The sequence below is a fragment of the Streptomyces inhibens genome, from assembly GCF_003389455.1.
GTDB classification, from domain to species: Bacteria; Actinomycetota; Actinomycetes; order Streptomycetales; family Streptomycetaceae; genus Streptomyces; species Streptomyces inhibens.
In genome coordinates, this window is sequence record NZ_QUAC01000276.1 from 1 (window position 1) to 1,134 (window position 1,134).

Genomic DNA, 1,134 nt, shown 5'->3' on the forward strand with positions numbered 1-1,134 from the left:
AGCCGTGCCGCTGCCGGGGCACCGCAGCCCGCGGCGGAGCGCGGCGACGTGGCGCGGAGCACGGCCGCGGCACGCCGGGGCCTGGGCGATGCGGCCTTCGAGACGGCGTATGCGAGCGGTGCGGGGGTTGCGCCGGAGGCGCTGGTGACGGAGGTGCGGGCGGCGGACCTCCCGGCGAGGGAGCTGGCGGCGGAGGTGCCGGACTACGGCGTCCCCGTGATCCCGCCGTCCACCCGCAGCTCGATCCCGTTGACGTAATCGGCGCGTGGGCTCGCAAGGTAGGCGACCGCGACCGCGATGTCCTCCGGGCGCCCCAGCCGGCCGCTCGGGTTCGGCGCATACTCCGCGACGAGGTCCGCCTCGTCGGGACCGTCCATCGGACCGCCCGCCTGACCGCCTTCCGTACCGCTCTGCGAGGCGCCCCCGCCGTCCTCGCTCGCCGCCCGCTGCTCGAACATCCGGTACATCGACGGGCTGACGATCACTCCCGGGCTCACACAGTTCGCGGTGACCCCGGTTCCGGCGAGGTGCCGGGCCAGGCTCGTGGTCATGTTCACCACGGCGGCCTTGGCCGCGGAGTACGCCACCATGTTGGGCAGCGGTGTCCGCACGGCCCGGCTGCCGATGGTGATCACCCGGCCCCAGCCGTACGCGCGCAGCGACGGCAGCAGCGTCTGACTGACCCGCATCGTCGGCAGTACGTTCCCCTCGAAGGCGGCCCGCCAGTCGGACGGCCGGGAGCTCTCCCAGTCGTGTTCGGCGAACGGACCGGCGTTGTTGACGAGGATGCGGGCCCCGAAGTCGCGTGCGGTGAGCGCGACCTGCTCGGCGACGCCCGGTTCGGTCAGATCGCCGAGCACCACTTCGGCCCGTACGCCGCGGGCGGCGATCCGCTCGGCCACGGCCGCGGCGGCCCCCGCGTTCCGCCCGTGGACGAGGACGTCACACCCCTCGTCCGCCAGCGTCTCGGCGATCGTCGCCCCGATACCCGAACTGCTGCCCGTCACCAGCGCGCCGTGTCCTGCCAGCCGTAGGTCCATGGTGGTCAGCCTAAGGGCTGTCCCGTAATCCCTGGCGGGCGCACGACGACAGCTACGGCACTCCCCCAGCTAACGCTGGGAGGTGCCCCCACGC

Annotated in this window: 2 protein-coding genes; one reads left to right on the forward strand and one right to left on the reverse strand. The window is 73.8% G+C overall.

Features of this window, described 5'->3' with window-relative positions; translation table 11 throughout:
- On the forward strand, positions 1-258 hold a 258-nt coding region (locus DY245_RS44880; RefSeq protein WP_220377980.1), incomplete at its 5' end, for a hypothetical protein.
- Here the strand turns inward: DY245_RS44880 and DY245_RS32850 are convergent.
- Positions 204-1,040, reverse strand: coding sequence for an SDR family NAD(P)-dependent oxidoreductase (locus DY245_RS32850; RefSeq protein ID WP_128510821.1), 837 nt, complete (start codon positions 1,038-1,040; stop codon positions 204-206). The genes DY245_RS44880 and DY245_RS32850 overlap by 55 nt on opposite strands.
- Positions 1,041-1,134: the final 94 nt, after the last annotated feature.

Coding starts and splice junctions, on each gene's coding strand:
- DY245_RS32850 (WP_128510821.1), bottom strand. CDS start 1,040: ATGGACCTACGGCTGGCAGGACACGGCGCGCTGGTGACGGGCAGCAGT.